The sequence below is a fragment of the Streptomyces sp. NPDC050145 genome (genome assembly GCF_044460245.1).
Taxonomy (GTDB): Bacteria; Actinomycetota; Actinomycetes; order Streptomycetales; family Streptomycetaceae; genus Streptomyces.
Window position 1 is genome coordinate 1 of the sequence record NZ_JBITJS010000030.1, and the last position, 20,698, is coordinate 20,698.

At 73.6% G+C, this 20,698-nt stretch carries 21 protein-coding genes and 1 riboswitch; of the genes, 10 read left to right on the plus strand and 11 right to left on the minus strand.

The genetic code is table 11. From position 1 onward, the window contains the following. Nucleotides 1-142: 142 nt before the first annotated feature. Genes amaP through ACIBTU_RS37660 form a run of 5 tightly spaced genes read right to left on the minus strand, consistent with a single transcriptional unit; the run spans nt 143 to nt 2,418 of the window. Entirely contained in the window at nt 143-730 is a 588-nt protein-coding gene (amaP, locus tag ACIBTU_RS37640) for an alkaline shock response membrane anchor protein AmaP (RefSeq protein ID WP_399131254.1), read from the minus strand. Further along, nucleotides 727-1,383: a DUF6286 domain-containing protein gene (locus ACIBTU_RS37645; RefSeq protein ID WP_399131255.1), complete on the minus strand. Its 657-nt coding sequence runs from the start codon at nt 1,381-1,383 to the stop codon at nt 727-729. Before ACIBTU_RS37645 ends, amaP begins: the two co-directional genes overlap by 4 nt. Beyond that, complete coding sequence (locus ACIBTU_RS37650; RefSeq protein WP_399131256.1) at nt 1,380-1,724, minus strand: Asp23/Gls24 family envelope stress response protein; 345 nt, start codon at nt 1,722-1,724, stop codon at nt 1,380-1,382. The genes ACIBTU_RS37645 and ACIBTU_RS37650 overlap by 4 nt, the downstream gene beginning before the upstream one ends. A gap of 3 nt (nt 1,725-1,727) precedes the next feature. After that, on the minus strand, nt 1,728-1,913 hold the full coding sequence (locus ACIBTU_RS37655; protein ID WP_399131257.1) for a hypothetical protein: 186 nt from the start codon (nt 1,911-1,913) through the stop codon (nt 1,728-1,730). A 31-nt stretch (nt 1,914-1,944) separates the two neighbouring features. Next, nucleotides 1,945-2,418: an Asp23/Gls24 family envelope stress response protein gene (locus ACIBTU_RS37660; RefSeq protein ID WP_399131258.1), complete on the minus strand. Its 474-nt coding sequence runs from the start codon at nt 2,416-2,418 to the stop codon at nt 1,945-1,947. Between the two features lie 110 nt (nt 2,419-2,528). Here ACIBTU_RS37660 and ACIBTU_RS37665 point away from each other — a divergent pair, with 110 nt between their 5' ends. Then, a complete protein-coding gene (locus tag ACIBTU_RS37665) occupies nt 2,529-3,299 on the plus strand; it encodes a nucleopolyhedrovirus P10 family protein (protein WP_399131259.1) in 771 nt (256 codons plus the stop codon). Nucleotides 3,300-3,324: 25 nt separating this feature from the next. On the opposite strand, the gene ACIBTU_RS37670 is transcribed toward ACIBTU_RS37665, so the two are convergent. The 3 genes from ACIBTU_RS37670 to ACIBTU_RS37680 form a co-directional block, all read right to left on the minus strand. Beyond that, nucleotides 3,325-4,116 (minus strand): enoyl-CoA hydratase/isomerase family protein, encoded by a 792-nt coding sequence (locus ACIBTU_RS37670; protein ID WP_399131260.1) that lies wholly within the window; start codon nt 4,114-4,116, stop codon nt 3,325-3,327. A gap of 148 nt (nt 4,117-4,264) precedes the next feature. After that, nucleotides 4,265-4,486 (minus strand): helix-turn-helix domain-containing protein, encoded by a 222-nt coding sequence (locus ACIBTU_RS37675; protein WP_399131261.1) that lies wholly within the window; start codon nt 4,484-4,486, stop codon nt 4,265-4,267. Nucleotides 4,487-4,843: 357 nt separating this feature from the next. Next, a complete protein-coding gene (locus ACIBTU_RS37680; protein ID WP_399131262.1) occupies nt 4,844-6,442 on the minus strand; it encodes an ABC-F family ATP-binding cassette domain-containing protein in 1,599 nt (532 codons plus the stop codon). 263 nt (nt 6,443-6,705) lie between these two features. On the opposite strand from ACIBTU_RS37680, the gene ACIBTU_RS37685 reads away from it, so the two are divergent. Continuing rightward, on the plus strand, nt 6,706-7,593 hold the full coding sequence (locus tag ACIBTU_RS37685; protein ID WP_399131263.1) for a neutral zinc metallopeptidase: 888 nt from the start codon (nt 6,706-6,708) through the stop codon (nt 7,591-7,593). Nucleotides 7,594-7,606: 13 nt separating this feature from the next. Here ACIBTU_RS37685 and ACIBTU_RS37690 read toward each other — a convergent pair whose 3' ends face one another. The 3 genes from ACIBTU_RS37690 to ACIBTU_RS37700 all read right to left on the minus strand — a co-directional run bounded on the left by ACIBTU_RS37690 (nt 7,607) and on the right by ACIBTU_RS37700 (nt 11,146). Continuing rightward, nucleotides 7,607-9,013 (minus strand): hypothetical protein, encoded by a 1,407-nt coding sequence (locus tag ACIBTU_RS37690; RefSeq protein ID WP_399131264.1) that lies wholly within the window; start codon nt 9,011-9,013, stop codon nt 7,607-7,609. A gap of 76 nt (nt 9,014-9,089) precedes the next feature. Then, nucleotides 9,090-10,226 carry an alpha/beta hydrolase gene (locus ACIBTU_RS37695; protein WP_399131265.1) on the minus strand — a complete coding sequence of 379 codons (1,137 nt, stop codon included), beginning with the start codon at nt 10,224-10,226 and terminating at the stop codon, nt 9,090-9,092. 257 nt (nt 10,227-10,483) lie between these two features. Continuing rightward, the gene (locus ACIBTU_RS37700) at nt 10,484-11,146 is read right to left on the minus strand and encodes a class II aldolase/adducin family protein (RefSeq protein ID WP_399131266.1); all 663 of its coding nucleotides are present in this window, start codon (nt 11,144-11,146) and stop codon (nt 10,484-10,486) included. Between the two features lie 125 nt (nt 11,147-11,271). Between ACIBTU_RS37700 and ACIBTU_RS37705 the strand changes: the two genes are divergently transcribed. The 8 genes from ACIBTU_RS37705 to ACIBTU_RS37740 all read left to right on the plus strand — a co-directional run bounded on the left by ACIBTU_RS37705 (nt 11,272) and on the right by ACIBTU_RS37740 (nt 20,696). Continuing rightward, nucleotides 11,272-12,021 carry a lysozyme gene (locus ACIBTU_RS37705; RefSeq protein WP_399131268.1) on the plus strand — a complete coding sequence of 250 codons (750 nt, stop codon included), beginning with the start codon at nt 11,272-11,274 and terminating at the stop codon, nt 12,019-12,021. Between the two features lie 202 nt (nt 12,022-12,223). Continuing rightward, on the plus strand, nt 12,224-13,492 hold the full coding sequence (locus ACIBTU_RS37710; RefSeq protein ID WP_399131269.1) for an anion permease: 1,269 nt from the start codon (nt 12,224-12,226) through the stop codon (nt 13,490-13,492). Between the two features lie 16 nt (nt 13,493-13,508). Then, a complete protein-coding gene (locus tag ACIBTU_RS37715; RefSeq protein WP_399131270.1) occupies nt 13,509-13,730 on the plus strand; it encodes a hypothetical protein in 222 nt (73 codons plus the stop codon). 108 nt (nt 13,731-13,838) lie between these two features. Continuing rightward, nucleotides 13,839-13,982: riboswitch (cobalamin riboswitch) on the plus strand. Nucleotides 13,983-14,020: 38 nt separating this feature from the next. Continuing rightward, a complete protein-coding gene (locus tag ACIBTU_RS37720) occupies nt 14,021-14,977 on the plus strand; it encodes a cobalamin biosynthesis protein (protein WP_399131271.1) in 957 nt (318 codons plus the stop codon). After that, nucleotides 14,974-16,494 carry a cobyric acid synthase gene (locus tag ACIBTU_RS37725; RefSeq protein WP_399131273.1) on the plus strand — a complete coding sequence of 507 codons (1,521 nt, stop codon included), beginning with the start codon at nt 14,974-14,976 and terminating at the stop codon, nt 16,492-16,494. The genes ACIBTU_RS37720 and ACIBTU_RS37725 overlap by 4 nt, the downstream gene beginning before the upstream one ends. Before the next feature lie 154 nt (nt 16,495-16,648). Beyond that, complete coding sequence (locus ACIBTU_RS37730; RefSeq protein WP_399131274.1) at nt 16,649-18,730, plus strand: putative cobaltochelatase; 2,082 nt, start codon at nt 16,649-16,651, stop codon at nt 18,728-18,730. Further along, the gene (cobO, locus tag ACIBTU_RS37735) at nt 18,730-19,329 is read left to right on the plus strand and encodes a cob(I)yrinic acid a,c-diamide adenosyltransferase (RefSeq protein WP_188339646.1); all 600 of its coding nucleotides are present in this window, start codon (nt 18,730-18,732) and stop codon (nt 19,327-19,329) included. Before ACIBTU_RS37730 ends, cobO begins: the two co-directional genes overlap by 1 nt. Continuing rightward, nucleotides 19,326-20,696, plus strand: a complete 1,371-nt coding sequence (locus tag ACIBTU_RS37740) for a cobyrinate a,c-diamide synthase (RefSeq protein WP_399131329.1) — start codon at nt 19,326-19,328, stop codon at nt 20,694-20,696. Before cobO ends, ACIBTU_RS37740 begins: the two co-directional genes overlap by 4 nt. The last annotated feature ends 2 nt before the right edge of the window (nt 20,697-20,698 follow it).

The window sequence follows — 20,698 nt, forward strand, 5'->3', positions numbered from 1 at the left end:
CCCGGTGGGGGCTGGTCGCGCAGTTCCCCGCGCCCCTGAAATGCAGACGCTTCGCGTCGCATTTCCCCGATGAGGCGCAGCCTCATCAGGGGCGCGGGGAACTGCGCGAGAAGCCCCACCGGCCCGCAGCCCGCGACGAGAGCTAGCTGACCCTCTCCGCCCGGTGCTTCACCGCCCGGAGACGAACCTCGGCGGGCAAGGAGTCCAGGCCGGCCGAATCGCGGGCCTGACCGACCGCCTCCTCGGAGAGCACCCGCAACGCCTCCCCGGGCCCCGCATGCGGCTCAAGTGTCATCCGCACCCGCGCCCGCGGAGCGTTCCGCCGCCCCGTCAGCAGAACGCCCGCGTGATCGACCCCGTCCAACGCCTCGGCGGCGCCGCACAGCACCTGCTCCATCGCGCGGCCGCGCAGCAGCGCCCCCTCCCCGTCGCCCGTGTCGACGAGCACCTCGGCCAGGCGCCGCCGCCGCAGCTGCGCCACCAGCCACCACAGCGCGAGCAGCACCACGACGGCGAGGACGGCGATGACCGTGGGCCACCACCAGCCCTCGTCCCGCCACCGGTCCCGGTCCGCCGCGCTGAGCAGCACGTCGTCGGAGCCGCTGTAGATCCACCAGGAGGGCGGGTTCGCCCCGAGCCCGACCGCGAGCACGGAGCCGCCGCCGAGCAGCAGGACCAGGCCGAGCAGGCCGAGCACGATCCGGTTGACGGTCCTGAGCACGCCGCTCACCCCTTCCTGCCGGGCCGCACCACGTGCACGGAGAGACCGGGCGCGGAGCCGAGCCCCAGTTCCCTGATGCCCTCGCCCAGCGCGGCGTCGAGATCGGCCCGTACGTCGTCGAGTGCGCGGAAGTGGGACAGCGCCCGCACCTCCACCTTGGAACGCTTCATCCGGACCCGTACCGACTGCACGCCCGAGACCTCCATGGCCCGGTCGCGGAGCACCATCGCGGCGGCGTCGCGGTGCAGGCCCGCCCGTACGTCGGCGTGGACCCGGCGCATCGGCAGGACGGCGCGCAGCCCCGGGGTCGCCGCGAGCAGCAGGAGCCAGAGGCCGAGCGCCGCGGCGACACCCGCGCCGATCAGCACGGCGGTGTCGTCGAGGGGCCGTTCGGCGAGCTCCCGGGCCAGCGAGCGGCGCCACTCCATCGCGGGGCGGCCCGCCCGTACGGCGGCGATGTCGTAGAGCAGGATGCCGCCCCCGCCGAGCAGCACCACCGCGCACAGCGCCGCGGGGACACGGCGGGCCGACCAGAAGCGGCGCGTGCCGTCCTCGCCGTCGAGGGTGGGCTGCGTGGTGTAGGAGGCGGCGGACGCGGACTGGTCGAGGTGCTCGGCGCCCGAGCGCTCGGCGACGGGCGGCGCCTCGGTGGGTTCGCTCATCGGATCCTCCCCCGGTCCGTTCCACGGGTGTGCGCCGAGTGCAGCCGCTCCACCTCGACGGCCACCTCAGGGACCTCCATCCCCGCCAACGTCCTTACCCGTTCCTCGACTTGGCGACGCACGGCGGCGCACTGGGCACCGATGTCCACCGGATACTCGAGTTCGAGACTGACGTGGACGCGGGCCGTGTCGTGGTGCACGGTCACCGTGGCGTGCGGCGGTGCCCCGTCCGCGGGGACGACGTCGAGCGCCTCACGTGCCGCGTACGCGGCGATCTTCGCGACGACCCGGTCGGCGATCCGGGTCGCGCCGCGCTCGGCGGGGGCGACCTGTGCCGCCATCGGTCACCGCCGCCGGTCGCCGCGGGCGCGGAAGAACTCGCCGGGATCCAGGTCCCCCTCGAGGAACCGGCCCGCGACGAAGCCGATGGCGCCCAGTGCGGCCACCAGCACAAACGCCCCGAACCCGCCGAAGTATCCGGCGAAGCCGAGAGCCATGCCGGCGATCATGCCGACCACGGCCAGATTCATCCTGTGCTCCTCCACCTGTTCGGTGCGGCTGTCACTGGAGTCGTGACTCCGGTTCCTCGTCCTCCTCGTCCGGCAGCTTCACGTCGCTGACGGCGATGTTCACCTCGACGACCTCGAGGCCGGTCATGCGCTCGACGGCGTTGATCACGTTCTCCCGCACGTCGCGCGCGGTGTCGGCGATCGAGACGCCGTACTCGACGACGATCTCCAGGTCGAGGGCCGTCTGAAGCTCGCCGACCTCGGCCTTGACGCCGCGGGACACGGATTTCGTCCCGCCGCCGGGCACCCGGTCGCGTACGGCGCCGAACGTGCGGGACAGGCCGCTGCCCATCGCGTGCACGCCGACGACGTCCCGTGCGGCCAGTCCGGCGATCTTCTCGACGACTCCGTCGGCGATGGTGGTCTTCCCCCGGCCGCCGGGGTCTCCACCACCCCTCTTGGTCATGCTGCTCTTCCCGGTCGATGCCGTGGGCGCGTCGCCCGGCCTCTGCGCGGTGTCACTCATCGGGGCTGTCCCCTCTGTGAGGTGCGGTCTCGCTGCGGGGTGCTGCTTTCCTCCGCCCACACTAAGTGCGGTTCCCCCGACCCGCGCCCGGGATGAGGCAGCCTGGGGACATGACCGCTGACCGCTGGACACAGGCCGTACGGCACCACCTGGGACTGGGACGGCTGCTGCCGCTCGGTGGACCCGGTGACGGGGCGTGGATCGCGGAGCCGGCCGCCGGGGCGGTACTGCGCCGGTCGGTGGACGGCCTGCCCGGGCTGCGCCTCGGCGTCCTGCGCCTGGCCCTCGCCGAAACCGACACCGACACCGACACCGACACGGCGTACGAGGCAGGGGTGCCCGCCCCGCCGAGTGCGCTGCCACCGAGGCCGCTGCGGATCGTCGCGGAGTGCGCGGCGGTGCCGGACGAGCCGCTGCCCGGGGCCGCCGGGCGGCTGCGGGCGGCGCTGGCCGAGGCGGCGGACACCGGCCTCGGGCTGGTCGTGGCCGAGATCGACGTACGGGTGACGGAGCTGCTCGAACCGGGAGCGGCACCGGGCTCCGAGCAGCAGGAAGAGCCTCAGGCACCGGAAGAGAAGTCGCCGCCCGGCGCCGATCCGAGCGGGGACGCGGGCCGGGTCGCCGACGCGGCGCGCGCGGTCCCCGGTGTGGCCCGGCTGACCGGCGCCCTGGGCGGTCTCGGCCGCCCGGTCCACCTCGAGGAGCGGGCGGCGGAGCAGCACGGCGGGGCCGCCCTGCCCCGCCGTCACGTACGGGTGGAGCTCGCGGTGGCGCGGGGAGCCCGCGCGCTCGACGTGGCGCGCGCGGTCCGGGAGGCCGTGGCGGCGGCGCTCCCGGACACCCCGACGGTCGCGGTGCTGGTGACGGAGAGCGCGGACTGACCGCGGCCGCGCCGCAGGGCGGGGGTCAGTCGCCGAGGCCGGCCAGGTCGCGCAGTCGGCGGCCCTGCGCGGCGCGCTCGGCGGCGCGCTGCTCGTCGAGGGTGCGCCCGGCGGCGCCCTGGAGCAGGACCTTGGTCTCGACGACGGCGTCGCGGGGCGCGGCGACGAGCGCGGCGACGAGGTCGCGGGTGGCGTCCTCGAGCTGGTCGCCGGGCACGGCGACGTTGGCGAGGCCGCTGCGCACGGCCTCGTCGGCGTGGACGTAGCGCCCGGTCACGCAGATCTCCAGCGCGCGGGCGTACCCGACCAGACCGACGAGCGGATGCGTGCCGGTGAGGTCGGGGACGAGCCCGAGGCTGGTCTCACGCATGGAGAACTGCACGTCGTCGGCGACGACGCGCAGGTCGCAGGAGAGCGCGAGCTGGAAGCCCGCGCCGATCGCGTGCCCCTGGACCGCGGCCACGGACAGGATGTCGCCGCGCCGCAGCCAGGTGAAAGCGTCCTGGTACTCGGCGATGGTGGAGTCGAGCAACTCCTCGCCGCCGCGGGCCAGGTCGATGAAGGACGGCTCGCCGTCGAACCCCTCGGGCGTGAACGCCTGACGGTCCAGGCCGGCGGAGAAGGACTTGCCCTCACCGCGCAGCACGACCACTCGCACCGAACCCGGCAGGGAACGCCCGGCCTCGCTCAACGCCCGCCACAGCGCGGGACTCTGGGCGTTGCGCTTGTCCGGGTTGGTCAGTGTCACCGTGGCGATCGTGTCGTCGACGATGAGCTGGACGCCGTCCTTGTCGAGCAGGGGTGCGATCTTGGTCATCGGGACCTCCGGGTCTGCGCAGTCATGAGCACGCACGAAGCGTAAGTGACTGCACAGTAACCACCCGGTCGGCCAGCCGACCGACCGGGTGGTCACCGACGGAGCCGGTGAACCGAACGAGTCGGAACGGAGAGCTGCGCGAGACGCGTCAGCTCGCCGCGGCCTTCTTTCCTCGCGTGGCCCCGCCGCGACCTCGCAGCGAAACCCCGGACTCGCTCAGCATCCGGTGCACGAAGCCATACGAACGGCCGGTCTCTTCGGCCAGCGCTCGGATGCTCGCACCGGAGTCGTACTTTTTCTTCAGGTCTGCCGCGAGCTTGTCGCGCGCGGCGCCGGTCACCCGGCTGCCCTTCTTCAGAGTCTCGGCCACCCGTGCCTCCTCATGGGAAGTGCGCTCTGGAATTCCCATGATCACCCCTCTTGGGCTTCCTGGCCACCCATTCGACAAGGTCCGTAGGCGACCGATGGGCAGCCGTGGGGGGATCCACACGAGTGGAACTTTGGGTTCCGGCGGGCTCGCGCGGCGCCCGGAACGGCCGGCGCGAAGGAACCGGCAGGTCAGTGACTCCCCAGGCGCCGCAAGGGTTCTACGGCCCTGGGGGCGGCTCGGAGCGCGATGGACACACCGCGGTACGAGGCCGTCTCACTCAGATGAAGGATCACGGCTCGGCCGAATGATCCATACGGAGTGGATCATTCTTTCGATCAAGCCGTGCTGACGCGCGGGTCAGGCGAGGGCGACGAGGTCCGCGTAGCCCTGGCCCCACAGGTCCTCGATGCCGTCCGGCAGCAGGATGATCCGCTCCGGCTGGAGGGCGTCGACGGCGCCCTCGTCGTGCGTGACGAGGACTACGGCGCCCTTGTAGGTGCGCAGCGCGCCGAGGATCTCCTCGCGGCTGGCCGGGTCCAGGTTGTTCGTCGGCTCGTCGAGGAGCAGCACGTTGGCCGAGGAGACGACGAGGGTGGCCAGGGCCAGTCGGGTCTTCTCGCCGCCGGAGAGGACCCCGGCCGGCTTGTCGACGTCGTCGCCGGAGAACAGGAAGGAGCCGAGCGTCTTGCGCACCTCGACCAGGTCCAGGTCCGGGGCGGCGGAGCGCATGTTCTCCAGGACCGTGCGCTCCGGGTCGAGGGTCTCGTGCTCCTGCGCGTAGTAGCCGAGCTTGAGGCCGTGGCCCTCGACGACCTGGCCGGTGTCGGGCTTCTCGGCGCCGCCGAGGAGCTTGAGCAGGGTCGTCTTGCCCGCGCCGTTGAGGCCCAGGATGACGACGCGCGAACCCTTGTCGATGGCCAGGTCGACGTCCGTGAAGATCTCCAGGGAGCCGTACGACTTCGACAGCCCCTCGGCCATGAGCGGCGTCTTGCCGCACGGCGAGGGCTCGGGGAAGCGCAGCTTGGCGACCTTGTCGGAGACGCGGACCGCGTCGAGCCCGGCGAGCAGCCGGTCGGCGCGCTTGGCCATGTTCTGCGCGGCGACGGTCTTGGTCGCCTTGGCGCGCATCTTGTCGGCCTGCGCGTTCAGCGTCGCGGCCTTCTTCTCCGCGTTCTGGCGCTCGCGCTTGCGGCGCTTCTCGTCGGCCTCGCGCTGCTGCTGGTACAGCTTCCAGCCCATGTTGTAGACGTCGATCTGCGAGCGGTTCGCGTCCAGGTAGAACACCTTGTTGACGACCGTCTCGACGAGGTCCACGTCGTGGGAGATCACGATGAATCCGCCGCGGTACGTCTTCAGGTAGTCGCGCAGCCAGACGATGGAGTCGGCGTCGAGGTGGTTCGTGGGCTCGTCGAGGAGCAGGGTGTCCGCGTCGGAGAAGAGGATGCGGGCCAGCTCGATACGGCGCCGCTGACCACCGGAGAGGGTGTGCAGGGGCTGGCCGAGCACACGGTCCGGGAGGTTGAGCGCGGCGGCGATCGTGGCGGCCTCGGCCTCGGCGGCGTACCCGCCCTTGGTGAGGAACTCGGTCTCCTGGCGCTCGTACTGGCGCAGGGCCTTGGCCTGGGTGGCGCCGCTGCCGGTCGCGATGCGCTGCTCGTTCTCCCGCATCTTGCGCATCAGGACGTCGAGGCCGCGGGCGGACAGGATGCGGTCGCGGGCCAGGACGTCGAGGTCGCCGGTGCGCGGGTCCTGCGGCAGGTAGCCGACCTCACCGGAGCGGGTGATGGTGCCGCCGGCCGGCATGCCCTCGCCGGCGAGGCACTTGGTGAGGGTCGTCTTGCCCGCTCCGTTGCGGCCGACGAGGCCGATGCGGTCGCCCTTGGCGACACGGAAGCTGGCGTTCTCGATGAGGATGCGGGCGCCGGCGCGCAGTTCGATGCCGGAAGCGGTGATCACGAGTGGGTCTCCAGGAATGGATCAACAGCGGATTGACAGGGCGAGGGCCGGTCGGCGCCGCTAATGCACCCAGAGAAGAAACGTCATACGAGACAGTTTAACGGTGGGATGCAAACTCTTTTGCCGGGCCGCCTCCCGCCCCGCCCGACCTGCCGCGTCCCCCGTTCGGCCCACGGACCGGGCCCGGTGCGGCTGCGCGCCCGATCATGAGGAGCGGCGGCACGGGCTCCCGGTCCCGCCCCTCGGCGACTAGGCGGTGGCGCATGCAGTTCGACGACGACGCGCGGCTGGACACCTCGGAGGTCCAGGACGTGCGGGGCAGCCGGATCCCCGGCGGGAAGGCGACGGTCGGCGGCGGTTTCGCCGGACTGATCGCCCTGCTGCTCGGGCTGTTCTTCGGCACGAACGAGTTCGGCCTGTCGTCGGACGGCTCCGGCACCCCGGCGACCTCGGTGTCGAGCGCGGCGCAGGTGGAGCAGCACTGCCGTACGGGCCAGGACGCGAACACACAGCAGGACTGCCGGACGGTCGCGGTGGTCAACAGCCTGCAGGACTACTGGACCGGCGAGTTCCAGCGCCGTCAGGGCCGCTACTCCCCCGCCTCCACGGTGCTCTTCACCAACCAGGTGTCGACGGCCTGCGGCCGGGCGTCCTCGGCGGTCGGGCCCTTCTACTGCCCCGGCGACCGGAAGGTCTATCTCGACCTGGGCTTCTTCGAGGAGCTGCGGTCGAAGTTCGGGTCGAGCGGCGGCCCGTTCGCGCAGGCCTACGTGGTGGCGCACGAGTACGGGCACCACGTGCAGAACCTGATGGGCACGCTGCAGCGGGCGCAGGACGGGCGCACCGGCCAGAACAGCAACGCGGTGAAGGTCGAGCTGCAGGCCGACTGCTACGCGGGGGTGTGGGCCCGGCACGCCACGAAGACGCCGGACGAGTCCACGGGCCGGCCGCTGATCACGAGCCTGACCGACGCGGACATCCGTGACGGGCTCGACGCGGCCGCCGCGGTGGGCGACGACCGCATCCAGGAGAAGTTCCAGGGCCGGGTGACGCCCGAGTCGTGGACCCACGGCTCGTCGCAGCAGCGCCAGCAGTGGTTCTACCAGGGCTACGAGAGCGGCGACATGGCGCAGTGCAACACCTTCCGCTGAGCCCGGCCGGGTGTCAGGCCCCGCCGGTGTGGACCTGGAAGGCGGCCCGGCGGACGGCCTTGGCGAGCGCCGGGTCGGGGTGCGCGGCGGCGAGGGCGACCAGGACCTGCACGGTGCGCGGGTGGCCGACGGCGCGGACCTCGTCGATGAGCGCGGGCACGGTGGGCTGCACCGCGGACTCCAGGTGCCGGACGAGGAGCGGGGCCTCGCCGTGGTCGGCGACGGCCGCGGCGGTGTCGACCCACAGCCAGGTGGCCTCCTCGCGGGTGAGCACGGTGTGCACGTCCTCGGGGTCGGCGCCCTCGTGCTCGGCGAGCCACAGCCGGGCGTAGGCGCGCAGGCCCGGGTCCTCGGCGGCCTTGCGGACCTCGGGCTCGGCCGGGGCGCCGACGACGCGCAGCGCCTCGAAGGCGAGCCCGCGCAGCAGGGCGTCCTCGCCGCGGGCGGCGTCCAGGAGCTCGGTGACAGCGTTGCCGATGTCGCGTGCGGCGAGCCAGGCCCGGTACTCGTCGCGGGCCGCCTTGGGGCGCAGCCGGGCACAGCCGCGCAGCATGTCCTCGGCGGCGACCTCGATGTTCCCGGCGGGTGACTGGGCGGCCACGCAGATCTGCTCGAGCCGGACCCAGACCGCCCAGCTGCCCAGCGGGGTGAGGGTGGCGTGGCCGTCGGCGTAGGTGAGCGCTCCCACGGAGGCGAGGCCGCTGAGCGCCCAGTCGAGGAGCGGCAGCAGCGGGGTGTCCTCGGCCGCGCCGGGGCCGTCGGCCGTGTCGGCCTCCAGGTGGGGGCCGTAGGGGATCTCGCAGCGTTCGGTGCGCAGCTCGGTGACGCGCTGGCCGAGCAGGTCCAGGAGCTGCTCGGTGGCGACGGGCCCGGCCATCAGCTGGAGGAAGGACAGCAGCTGGGGCATGGCCTCGACGGCCTCGGCGACCGCGGCCGCCTCCAGGTCTCCCGGCGCGGGGTGGACCAGCGACCAGGCGTCGAACAGGGCGACCCAGCCGCGCAGCACGGCGGTGTCGTCGCGGTCCCAGGCGCGCAGCCGCCAGCCGGGGCGCGCGCTGTCGCCGTGCACCTCGACGAGCCCGGCGAGGCGGGCGGTGTCCCAGTCGGCCCGGACCCGGCCCACGGTGAGGCCGAGGTCGTCGGCGGCACGCCGTGCGGTGGTGTCGGAGAGGGTGCCCTTGCCGTCGCGGGCGCCCATGTCGTTGCCGGGGCTCAGGGTGGCGTCGGCCCAGCGGGCCACCTGGACCGCGCCGGCGAGACCCTCGCGGGCGGTGCGGGCGAGTTCGGCCGGGGGCGGCGTGCCCTCCGGGGGGCGTGGGGCGGTGCGGCGGGTCGCGGCACGCGGGGCCGGGGGCGCCAGCGGCTGGCGGCGGGGGCGGACAAGTCGGAGCCGGGAGTCGCGCGGGGTACGGGACGTCACTGGAGCAGTCTCCCCGTGACCCGGCGATTTCCCAAACGCGGGCCTGTGTTCGGCACCCGGCCCCCGGTTCGCGCGGCTACATGAGGGGCGTGAGGAAGCGCCGCAGGGTCTCTTCGTACGTGGCCGGGTCGGCGTTCCACATCGCGTTGTGCGGGGCGTCGGCGACGGTGTGCAGGGTGACGAGGTCGGGCCGGGCGGCGGCCAGGCGCCGGGAGAGGGTCCAGGGGGCGACCTCGTCGTCGGGGCCGTGCACGACCAGGGTGGGCACCTTCAGGTTCTGCGGGTCGGCGGCTTCGGCGAGGCGGTCGGTGTGCAGTCCGGTGCGGCCCTGGGCGGCGCGGACGGCGAGCGGGAGCAGGGTGCGCGGGGTGCGGTGGGCGCGGGCCAGGGCGCGCAGGGTGGCCTCCCAGCTGAGCACCGGGGAGTCGAGGACCAGGCCGGCGATGCGCTCGCGCAGGGCGCAGTGGCCCGCGGCGTGCAGGGCCATGGCGGCGCCGGTGGACCAGCCGTGCACGATGACGCGGCGGGCGCCGAAGCGGACGGCGTAGCGGATCGCGGCGTCGAGGTCGCGCCACTCGGTCTCGCCGAGGTGGTGCAGGCCGTCCGGGGAGCGGGGGGCGCCGAGGTCGCCGCGGTAGGCGAGGTCGAGCACGGGGAACCGCTGGCGGTGCAGGAACTCCATGACGTTCATGGGGTGTTCGCGGGTGGTGCCGAGGCCGTGCACGGTGATGACCCAGGTGTCGCGGGCGCCGGGCAGGAACCAGGCGGGCAGGGCGCCGAGTTCGCCGGGCACGTCGACGTCGGCGTGTTCGAGGCCGAGGGCGGAGGCGGGGTCGCCGATGTGGACCTGGGGGGTCAGCCAGGCGTGGGCGCCGGGTTCGAGGGCGCCGTGGGTGACCCGGTCGAGCCGGCGCACGACGGTGTCGGCGGGGTGCGGCACGGATTCGACGACGGGTCCGACGACCGCGTGGTAGCCGTCTCCGGCGAGCCCGTACGTGCCCGAGCGCAGGGAGGCGAGGTCGCGGGTGAGGGTGACGTGGCCCGCGGCGACGGCGTGGACGGTGAGCCGGGGTTCGGTGGGCAGCGGGCGTCCGGCGCGCGCCTTCAGGGCGGCGTCGCTGGCGAGCCGGCCCGCGGCGATCGAGGCGATCGAGGCGGCGAGGACTCCGGTCACGGTGGTGACGGCCGCGGCCGTCGCTCTGGCGGTGCGCACGTGTCCAGTGTCTTAGCGGTCGGGCCCACCGGCCAGTGGGGCGGCGGGTCCGGGTGACGGGGTCCGACCGTCTCGTCGCCGGGTGCGCCCCGGTGGGGGCTGGTCGCGCCCACGCGGCGGAGCCGCATATCGACACAGCCCCGCGCCCCTGAAATGCAGGCGCTACGCGCCGCATTTCCCCGATGAGGCGCAGCCTCATCAGGGGCGCGGGGAACTGCGCGACCAGCCACGACGCACCCGCACCCGGCGACGAGGGATCAGCCGTCGCGGCGCTGTCCGTACCCGGCAAGCCGCTCCGCGACCTCGTCCAGCTGGGCCGCGCTCAGAAGAGAGGGGCTCAGGCCCGGCACGGAGCGGGCGACGAGCCAGACCCGGCACATCCACTCCAGCTGGGCCGTACGGTCATAGGCCGCGTCGAGCGAGTCCCCGTACGTGACCGTGCCGTGGTTCTGGAGCAGACACCCCGTGCGCCCCTCCAGCGCGCCCAGCATGTTCCCGGCCAGCTCCTCCGTCCCGTACGTCGCGTACGGAGCGACCCGTACCGGGCCGCCGAGGGCCATCGTCATGTAGTGGATCGCCGGCAGCTCGGGGACGAGCGTCGAGACGGCCGTGGCATGCACCGCGTGGGTGTGCACGACGGCACGCGCCGGCGTGCTCCCGTAGACCGCGAGGTGGAGCGGCAGCTCACTCGTGGGGACGAGGGCGCCGCGCCGGGTGCGCCCGGCGAGGTCGACGGCGAGCAGGTCGTCGGGCGTGAGCCGGTCGTAGGGGACACCGCTGGGGGTGACGAGCACGAGGGCTTCGTCGCCGTCGCCGACCCGCACGGAGACATTTCCCGAGGTGCCGACGACGAGGCCGTCGGTCACGGTCCTGCGCGCGGTGGCCACCAGCTCGTCCCACGCCTGTTCGAGTTCACCCATGCGCGCATCCTGCCAGGCACCCGAACGGCGGGAAACGCGCCGGGCCGGGACCGAGATCCCCGCCCCGGCACATCCCATATGTGCATATTTCTCATCCCTACGACTACTGGCTTCCGGGGGGAAACATGGCCCGTGACCACACTCCGTCCCGTCGTCGCGCCCGAGTCGTCGCGGCGGTCTCCGCGGCCGCCGCCCTGACGCTCGCCGGCACCGCGCTCGCGGAACTGCCGGCCCAGGCGGCGGGCAAGCCCAAGGGGCACGACGTCTCCTCGCACCAGAAGAACGTGAACTGGGCGAAGGCGAGCAGCAAGGGCGCGCGGTTCGTCTACGTGAAGGCGACCGAGTCGACGAACTACCGCAACCCCTACTTCGCCCAGCAGTACAACGGCGCCCACGACCAGGGCATCATCCGCGGCGCGTACCACTTCGCACTGCCGGACAAGTCGTCCGGCCGCACGCAGGCCGCCTACTTCGTACGCAACGGCGGCGACTGGACCCGGGACGGGCGGACGCTGCCGCCCGCGCTCGACATCGAGTACAACCCGTACAGCGCGAAGAAGAAGTGCTACGGCATGAGCCGGTCGAAGCTCGTGTCCTGGATCGACTCGTTCAGCGACGAGGTGCTGCGCCGGACCGGGCGGCGTCCGGTGATCTACACCAACTACACGTGGTGGAAGAAGTGCACCGGCAACAGCGGGGCCTTCGCCGCGAACCACGCGCTGTGGCTGGCCCACTACGCGAGGACCGCGGGGCCGCTGCCGCGCCGCTGGTCGTACTGGACGTTCTGGCAGTACGCCAACAAGGGCGGCCTGCCGGGTGATCAGAATCTCTTCAACGGGTCCCGGGCCCAGCTCGAGCGGTTCGCCCGGGGGTAGTCCGACCGGGCCGAAAGTCCCGCGGAACCCGGAATTCCGGGGCTTTCGCGGGATCGGTCCGCGCCGCCCGCCGCCGCCCCGCACGAAGCGGAGCGAAGACCTGCCGGATCGGGACACCACCCAGCCCCGCTCAGTTCATCTTCCGTTCACCCGACTTCCCTACGTTCAACTAGCCACTGACGTCCAACCGAAGCCTGGGTAAATGGAACACATCACGCTGCTCCTAGCGATCGTGATCGTTACCGCACTGGTCTTTGACTTCACCAACGGTTTCCACGACACCGCCAACGCGATGGCGACGACCATCTCGACAGGCGCCCTCAAGCCGAAGACGGCGGTGGCCATGTCCGCCGTGCTGAACCTGGTCGGAGCGTTCCTCTCCGTCGAGGTCGCGAAAACCATCTCCGGCGGCATCATCAACGAGGACGGCCTCAAGACAGAGGTCATCTTCGCGGCGCTGGTGGGCGCCATCCTCTGGAATCTGCTGACCTGGCTGGTCGGCCTGCCCTCCAGCTCCTCGCACGCCCTGTTCGGCGGCCTCATCGGCGCCGCCGTCATGTCGATGGGCTGGTCGTCGGTCAACGGCGGCACCGTCGTCACCAAGGTGCTGCTGCCCGCGGTCGCCGCGCCGCTCGTCGCCGGCCTCGCCGCGATGCTCGCGACGCGCCTGACCTACCGCATCAGCAAGAAGACCGACGAGAAGGCCACCGCCAAGGGCTACCGCGCCGGGCAGATCGCCTCGGCCGGCCTCGTCTCCCTCGCGCACGGCACCAACGACGCGCAGAAGACGATGGGCATCATCACGCTCGCCCTGATCACCGGCGGTGTGCTCGCGCCGGACGCCGACCCGCCGCTGTGGGTCATCGTCTCGGCCGGCATGGCCATCGCCCTCGGCACGTACCTGGGCGGCTGGCGGATCATCCGCACCATGGGCAAGGGTCTGACCGACCTGGCCCCGCAGCAGGGCTTCGCCGCGCAGACCAGTGCCGCGACGGCGATCCTCGCCTCCTCGCACATCGGCTTCTCGCTCTCCACGACCCAGGTCTGCTCCGGCGCCGTCATGGGCTCGGGCCTCGGCCGCAAGGGCGGTGTCGTCCGCTGGTCGACCGCCACCCGGATGTTCGTCGCGTGGGGTCTGACCCTGCCGGCGGCCGGTCTGGTCGGCGCGGGCGCCGAGTTCCTCACCCAGCAGGGCCCGTGGGGCATCGGCCTGACGGCCGCGCTGCTCATCGGCGGCGCCTCGGTCATCTGGGTGCTGTCCCGCCGCAACTCGGTCGACCAGCACAACGTGACGGCCGACGAGATCGGCACCGAGGCCCCCGCCGCGGAGCCCGCCGGTGTCGTCACGACCGCGATCGCCGCGGTCACGCCGCCGCCCACCGGTGCGCTCGCCGTCGAGGAGTCCCCGATGCCCGCCGCGGCCGCCTCGGTGGCCGACCCCGCGCGCGCCACGACCGGCGCCACGCTGTAAGGAAGCAGGACCAGCTATGAAGATCGACTGGGCGGCCCTCGGCTCCGTGTTCGGCGTCAGCCTCGTGGTGACCGTGGCCCTGGTGGGCCTGTTCACTCTCGGGATCGTCGGCCTCTCCAAGAAGGAGTCCGCGACGCGCGCGGGCGGTTCGGCGACGCTCGCCGTCTCCGGCGCCTACCTGTGCTTCGCGCTGTGCTCGGCGGCGGTCGCGTACGGGATCTTTCTGATCGTGGCCTGACCACGGTCGCAGCACTCCCTCGGCGGGGTGGGGACGCACGCGCGTCCCCACCCCGCCGACGTGTTGTGGACCTGGCCACACTCACCCGCCGCAGGTCAACAGCAAGTTGACGTGCCTTCGCGGAGCGTGGTGCACTTCCCTCGCCATATACGGCAGCAGCAGAGGAAGCCGGTGCGAATCCGGCGCGGTCCCGCCACTGTCAGCCCTCCCCCGGAGGGCGAGCCAGGAACTCACGCTGCCGGTCTCTTCGAACCAGGGCGTGGACACCCTGAGTGAGGACAACTACCGCCATGTTCGCCCCGCGCGGCGCACGGCGGGCCGAGCGCGTCTTCGCGTACGGCGCCGCCCTGGGTATCTTCAGCGACCTCCTGGTCGGCGATCCGCGCCGCGGGCACCCCGTCGCGGGCTTCGGCCGCGCCGCGGGAGCCGTCGAGCGCGTGCTGTGGCGGGACGATCGCGGCCGGGGCGCCCTGCACACGGCCGTGTGCGCCGGTGGCGCCGCCGCGCTGGGCGCGCTCGCCGCCCGTGCCGTACGCCGCTCCCCCGCCGCCTCGGTCGCACTGACCGCCGCCGCGACCTGGGCCGTGGTCGGCGGCACCTCGCTGGGCCGTGAGGCGCGGGCCGTGGGCTCCGCGCTGGAGGCCGGCGACGTGGAGCTGGCCCGGGAGCTGCTGCCCCGGCTGTGCGGGCGCGACCCCGAGGGCCTGGACGCCGACGGCATCGCGCGCGGCGTCGTCGAGTCGGTCGCCGAGAACACTTCCGACGCGGTCGTGGGCGCCCTGGTGTGGGGTGCCGTCGCCGGGGTGCCGGGGCTGCTCGCCTTCCGTGCCGTGAACACACTGGACGCGATGGTCGGTCACAAGTCGCCGCGCTACCGGCGCTTCGGCTGGGCCTCGGCCCGGCTCGACGACGTCGCCGGCTGGCCCGGCGCCCGGCTGACGGGCGTCCTCGCGGTGCTGACCGGCGGCCGCCCCCGGGACGCGGTGCGGGCCTGGCGGGCCGACGCGGAGCGTCACCCGAGCCCGAACGCGGGGGTCGTGGAGGCCTCGTTCGCGGGCGCGCTCGGGGTGCGTCTCGGCGGCACGCTGTCGTACGCGGGGCGGGTGGAGCACCGGCCGGTCCTCAACGAGCGGGGCCGGCCCGTACACGTACGTGATGTGGAGCGGGCCGCGCGGTTGTCGCGGCGCGTGAGTCTTTCGGCGTTGGGAGTCTGTGTGGGCGCGCGGTTGCTGTGGGGCCGTCGATGACGGGCGCGAGGAAGGGCGGCGGCCTGCTGGTCGCGGGCACCACCTCGGACGCCGGGAAGAGCGTGGTCACCGCGGGGATCTGCCGGTGGCTGGTGCGGCAGGGCGTGAAGGTCGCGCCGTTCAAGGGGCAGAACATGTCCCTGAACTCGTTCGTGACGCGTGAGGGCGCCGAGATCGGGCGGGCGCAGGCCATGCAGGCGCAGGCCGCCCGCGTCGAGCCGAGCGCGCTGATGAACCCGGTGCTGCTGAAGCCCGGCAGCGACCGGAGCAGCCAGGTCGTCCTGATGGGCAAGCCGGTGGGCGAGTTGAGCGCACGCGGCTACCACGGCGGGCGGCAGGCGGCCCTGCTGGACACGGTGGTGGGATGCCTGGAGGAGCTTCGGGGCAGTCATGACGCCGTGATCTGTGAAGGGGCGGGCTCGCCCGCCGAGATCAATCTCCGGCGGACCGACATCGTGAACATGGGCATCGCGCGGGCCGCGCGGCTGCCGGTGCTCGTCGTCGGCGACATCGACCGCGGGGGCGTCTTCGCGTCGTTCTTCGGCACGACGGCGCTGCTCGCGCCCGAGGACCAGGAGCTGCTCGCCGGGTATCTGGTGAACAAGTTCCGCGGTGACGTCACCCTGCTGGAACCCGGCCTGGACATGCTGGAATCGCTGACGGGCCGCCCCACGTACGGCGTTCTTCCCTATCAGCACGGGCTCGGCATCGACGAGGAGGACGGCCTGCGGGTGTCGCTGCGCGGCACGGTGCGCGAGTCCGTCGTGGCGCCGCCGGTCGGCGCGGACGTGCTGCGGGTCGCGGTGTGCGCGGTGCCGCTCATGTCGAACTTCACGGACGTCGACGCGCTCGCCGCCGAACCCGGCGTCGTCGTGCGGTTCGTGGACCGGGCCGAGGAGCTCGTCGACGCCGATCTGGTGGTCGTCCCGGGCACGCGGGGCACCGTGAGGGCGCTGGAGTGGCTGCGCGAGCGCGGGCTCGCGGACGCGCTGGCGCGGCGGGTCGCCGAGGGACGGCCGGTGCTCGGCATCTGCGGCGGTTTCCAGGTGCTCGGGGAGCGGATCGAGGACGAGGTCGAGTCGCGGGCCGGGGTCGTGGACGGGCTCGGACTCCTCCCGGTGCGGGTTCGCTTCGAGCGGGAGAAGACGCTGGCCCGGCCCGTCGGGCAGGCCCTGGGCGAGCCCGTCGAGGGGTACGAGATCCATCACGGGGTCGCCGACGTGCTCGGCGGCGAGGCGTTCCTGGACGGGTGCCGGGTGGGGGCCGTGTGGGGGACGCACTGGCACGGGTCGCTGGAGTCGGACGGGTTCCGGCGGGCGTTCCTCCGGGAGGTCGCGGCGGCCTCGGGGCGGCGGTTCGTGCCGGCACCTGACACCTCGTTCGCGGCGCTGCGGGAGGAGCAGCTCGACCGGCTCGGCGATCTGATCGAGCGGCACGCCGACACGGACGCGTTGTGGCGGTTGATCGAGGGGGGCGCTCCCTCGGGGTTGCCGTTCGTGCCGCCCGGGGCGCCGTGATGGGAAGTCGCCCCCGCCGCCCCTTCCCGTCCCGACCCCGGGGGCTTCGCCCCCGGACCCCCATGGGTTTGGCCGTACGTGCGGACCGTGCGTGGTTGCTCGCGCCGTTCCCCGCGCCCCTGCCGGGGCGCATCTACCCGGAGGAGTTCATCCGATGAGCAACCCGTATCCGTTCAGCGCTGTCGTCGGGCAGGACGATCTGCGGCTCGCCCTGCTGCTCAACGCCGTGTCGCCCGCTGTCGGCGGGGTGCTCGTGCGCGGGGAGAAGGGAACCGCCAAGTCGACCGCCGTGCGGGCGCTCTCGGCGCTGATGCCGGACGTCCCCGTCGTCCCGGGCTGCCGGTTCTCCTGCGACCCGGCGGCGCCGGACCCGCAGTGCCCCGACGGGCCCCACGCGGACGCCGCCGGGACCGAACGCCCCGCGCGCATGGTCGAGTTGCCGGTCGGGGCCTCCGAGGACCGGCTCGTCGGCGCGCTCGACATCGAGCGGGCGCTCGCGGAGGGCGTGAAGGCCTTCGAGCCGGGCCTGCTCGCGGACGCGCACCGCGGCATCCTGTACGTCGACGAGGTCAACCTCCTCCACGACCACCTCGTGGACCTGCTGCTCGACGCCGCCGCGATGGGCGCCTCGTACGTCGAGCGCGAGGGCGTCTCCGTCCGGCATGCGGCCCGCTTCCTGCTCGTCGGCACGATGAACCCCGAAGAGGGCGAGCTGCGGCCGCAGTTGCTCGACCGGTTCGGGCTGACCGTGGAGGTCGCCGCGTCCCGGGAGCCGGCGCAGCGCGTCGAGGTCGTCAAGCGGCGCCTGGCCTACGACGACGACCCCGAGGGCTTCGTCGCCCGCTGGGCCGGCGAGGAGGCCGACGTGCGGGAGCGGATCGTCGCGGCCCGCGCCCTGCTGCCTCAGGTGCGGCTCGGCGACGGGGCGTTGACGCAGATCGCCGCGACCTGCGCCGCGTTCGAGGTGGACGGCATGCGGGCCGACATCGTGATGGCCCGTACCGCGACGGCGCTGGCCGCGTGGGCGGGGCGCACGGAGGTGCTCGTGGAGGACGTGCGGCAGGCCGCGCTGCTCGCGCTGCCGCACCGCAGGCGCCGTAATCCCTTCGACGCGCCGGGCCTCGACGAGGACAAGCTCGACGAGACGCTGGAGGAGTTCGGCCCGGACGAGGAGCCGGAGGACGAGCCGGACCCGGAGCCTGACGGTGACGGCCCCGACGGCGGTGGCCCGGACGGCGGCGGGGGCGGAGTGCCGCCGCAGGGCGGCGGACCGGACGCGGGGCAGCCGCAGGAGGCGCCCCCGGAGCCCTCACAGGACTCCGAGAAGTCCCAGGAGTCCGAGGAGCCCGGTGACGCGCAGGTGCCGGCCGGGGCCGGGCGCGAGCAGCGCGCGGTGAGCGCGGGCGAGCCCTTCCGTACGAAGATGCTGAGCGTGCCGGGCCTGGGCGACGGGGCCGCGGGGCGGCGCTCGCGGGCCCGCACCGAGCACGGCCGCACGACGGGTTCGACGCGGCCGCGCGGGGCGCTGACGAAGCTGCATCTGGCGGCGACCGTGCACGCGGCGGCGCCGCACCAGCGGGCGCGCGGGCGCAGCGGTCCGGGGCTCGTGGTGCGCCGGGACGATCTGCGGCAGGCGACGCGCGAGGGCCGCGAGGGCAACCTCGTGCTGTTCGTCGTGGACGCGTCCGGGTCGATGGCGGCGCGGCAGCGCATGGGTGCGGTGAAGGGCGCGGTGCTGTCGCTGCTGCTCGACGCGTACCAGCGCCGCGACAAGGTGGGCCTGGTGACGTTCCGGGGCACGGCCGCGGAGGTGGCGCTGCCGCCGACGTCGAGCGTGGACGCGGCGGCGGCCCGGCTCGAGTCGCTGCCGACCGGCGGGCGCACCCCGCTGGCGGCCGGGCTGCTCAGGGCACACGACGTGCTGCGCGTGGAGCGGCTGCGCGATCCGGCGCGGCGCCCGCTGATGGTGGTCGTGACGGACGGCCGGGCGACGGGCGGTCCGGAGCCGGTGCGGCTCGCGGAGCGCGCGGCCGGGCTGCACGCCGCCGAGGGCACGGCGTCCGTGGTCGTGGACTGCGAGAGCGGCATGGTGCGGCTCGGGCTCGCCGGGCAGCTGGCGACGCGGCTCGGCGGGACGGCCGTGACGCTGGACGAGCTGCGGGCGGACTCGATCGCCGGGCTGGTCAAGGACGTACAGGGAACCCAGGGGATCAACAGCATCAGGAGGGCCGCGTAATGCCGCAGGGACAGCCGAGTGTGGTGCCGGACGACGGACTGACGACACGTCAGCGACGCAACCGGCCGCTGGTGTTCGTGCACACGGGCGTCGGCAAGGGCAAGTCGACGGCCGCGTTCGGGCTCGCGCTGCGGGCCTGGAACCAGGGCTGGCCGATCGGGGTGTTCCAGTTCGTCAAGTCGGCGAAGTGGAAGGTCGGCGAGGAGAACGCGCTGAAGGTGCTGGGCGCCTCCGGCGAGGGCGGCACCGTCGACTGGCACAAGATGGGCGAGGGCTGGTCCTGGGTCCAGCGGGACAGCCAGGCGGACAACGAGGAGAAGGCCCGCGAGGGCTGGGAGCAGGTCAAGCGGGACCTGGCCGCCGAGACGTACAAGCTGTACGTGCTCGACGAGTTCGCGTACCCGCTGCACTGGGGCTGGATCGACGTGGACGAGGTGGTGCAGGTGCTGCGCGACCGTCCGGGCACCCAGCACGTCGTGATCACGGGCCGCAACGCGCCGGAGAAGCTGGTGGAGTTCGCGGACCTGGTGACCGACATGTCGAAGGTGAAGCACCCGATGGACACGGGTCAGAAGGGCCAGCGGGGCATCGAGTGGTGACGACCTCCGTCTCGGTTCCGCGGCTCGTCGTCGCCGCGCCCGCGTCCGGGACCGGCAAGACGACGGTCGCGACCGGTCTGATGGCGGCGTTCGCGGAGCGGGGCCTCGCCGTGTCCCCGCACAAGGTGGGCCCCGACTACATCGACCCGGGCTACCACGCGCTCGCGACCGGCCGCCCGGGCCGCAACCTCGACGCGTACATGTGCGGGCCCGAGCTGGTCGCGCCACTGTTCGCGCACGGGGCGCAGGGCTGTGAACTGGCCGTCGTGGAAGGCGTGATGGGCCTGTTCGACGGGGTGTCCGGCGAGGGCGAGCTGGCCTCGACGGCGCACGTCGCCAAGCTGCTCAAGGCGCCGGTCGTGCTGGTGGTCGACGCGTCGTCGCAGTCGCGTTCGGTGGCGGCGCTGGTGCACGGCTTCGCGTCCTTCGACCCTCAGGTCAGGCTCGCGGGCGTGATCCTCAACAAGGTGGGCTCGGACCGCCACGAGGCGCTGCTGCGGGAGGCCCTGGAGGAGGTCGGCGTCCCGGTCTACGGCGCCCTGCGCCGCACCCCCCAGGTCGCCACCCCGTCCCGCCACCTGGGCCTGGTCCCGGTGGCGGAACGCAGTACGGAGGCGGTGGACTCCGTACGGGCGTCGGCGGCGATGGTGCGGGAGGGCTGCGACCTGGAGGGCCTGCTGGCCCTGGCGCGGACGGCCCCGCCGCTGACGACGCAGGCGTGGAGCGCGACCGGCTCGGAGGCACGGGCAGCCACGACGGCGGGAAGGCCGATCGTGGCGGTGGCGGCCGGCGCGGCCTTCACCTTCTCCTACGCCGAGCACACCGAGCTCCTCACGGCGGCCGGAGCGGAGGTCACCCCCTTCGACCCCCTCCACGACGAGTCCCTCCCCGAGAACACGTCCGCGCTGGTGATCGGCGGCGGCTTCCCGGAGGTCTACGCCCCGGAGCTCTCCGCGAACGAGCGGCTCCGCAAGTCGGTCGCGGACCTGGCCGCGTCCGGCGCCCCCGTGGTCGCCGAGTGCGCGGGTCTGCTCTACCTGTCCCGCTCGCTCGACGACAAGCCGATGTGCGGCGTCCTGGACGCGCACGCCCGGATGTCCCCGCGCCTGACTCTGGGCTACCGGGACGCGGTCTCCGTGTCGGACAGCGTGCTGGCCCCGGCCGGGGCGCGGATGCGCGGCCACGAGTTCCACCGCACGGTCCTCGAACCGGGCGCGGGGCCCGCGCCCGCGTGGGGCATGCGTCTGCCGCAGCCCCGCGTCGAGGGCTTCGTGCAGGGCGGCGTGCACGCCAGCTATCTGCACACGCACTGGGCGGGCCGCCCGGACGTCGCGCGGCGCCTGGTCGAGCGGTGCGCGACGCCGTGAAG

Excerpts from the sequence above, each read along its gene's own strand:
- ACIBTU_RS37715 (WP_399131270.1), top strand. The coding sequence starts at position 13,509 with ATGAAGATCGACTGGGCGGCCCTCGGCTCCGTGTTCGGCGTCAGCCTC.
- ACIBTU_RS37685 (WP_399131263.1), top strand. The coding sequence starts at position 6,706 with ATGCAGTTCGACGACGACGCGCGGCTGGACACCTCGGAGGTCCAGGAC.
- ACIBTU_RS37650 (WP_399131256.1), bottom strand. The coding sequence starts at position 1,724 with ATGGCGGCACAGGTCGCCCCCGCCGAGCGCGGCGCGACCCGGATCGCC.
- ACIBTU_RS37670 (WP_399131260.1), bottom strand. The coding sequence starts at position 4,116 with ATGACCAAGATCGCACCCCTGCTCGACAAGGACGGCGTCCAGCTCATC.
- ACIBTU_RS37700 (WP_399131266.1), bottom strand. The coding sequence starts at position 11,146 with ATGGGTGAACTCGAACAGGCGTGGGACGAGCTGGTGGCCACCGCGCGC.
- ACIBTU_RS37710 (WP_399131269.1), top strand. The coding sequence starts at position 12,224 with ATGGAACACATCACGCTGCTCCTAGCGATCGTGATCGTTACCGCACTG.
- ACIBTU_RS37720 (WP_399131271.1), top strand. The coding sequence starts at position 14,021 with ATGTTCGCCCCGCGCGGCGCACGGCGGGCCGAGCGCGTCTTCGCGTAC.
- ACIBTU_RS37665 (WP_399131259.1), top strand. The coding sequence starts at position 2,529 with ATGACCGCTGACCGCTGGACACAGGCCGTACGGCACCACCTGGGACTG.
- ACIBTU_RS37660 (WP_399131258.1), bottom strand. The coding sequence starts at position 2,418 with ATGAGTGACACCGCGCAGAGGCCGGGCGACGCGCCCACGGCATCGACC.
- ACIBTU_RS37725 (WP_399131273.1), top strand. The coding sequence starts at position 14,974 with ATGACGGGCGCGAGGAAGGGCGGCGGCCTGCTGGTCGCGGGCACCACC.
- ACIBTU_RS37730 (WP_399131274.1), top strand. The coding sequence starts at position 16,649 with ATGAGCAACCCGTATCCGTTCAGCGCTGTCGTCGGGCAGGACGATCTG.
- ACIBTU_RS37655 (WP_399131257.1), bottom strand. The coding sequence starts at position 1,913 with ATGAATCTGGCCGTGGTCGGCATGATCGCCGGCATGGCTCTCGGCTTC.
- ACIBTU_RS37645 (WP_399131255.1), bottom strand. The coding sequence starts at position 1,383 with ATGAGCGAACCCACCGAGGCGCCGCCCGTCGCCGAGCGCTCGGGCGCC.
- ACIBTU_RS37705 (WP_399131268.1), top strand. The coding sequence starts at position 11,272 with ATGGCCCGTGACCACACTCCGTCCCGTCGTCGCGCCCGAGTCGTCGCG.
- cobO (WP_188339646.1), top strand. The coding sequence starts at position 18,730 with ATGCCGCAGGGACAGCCGAGTGTGGTGCCGGACGACGGACTGACGACA.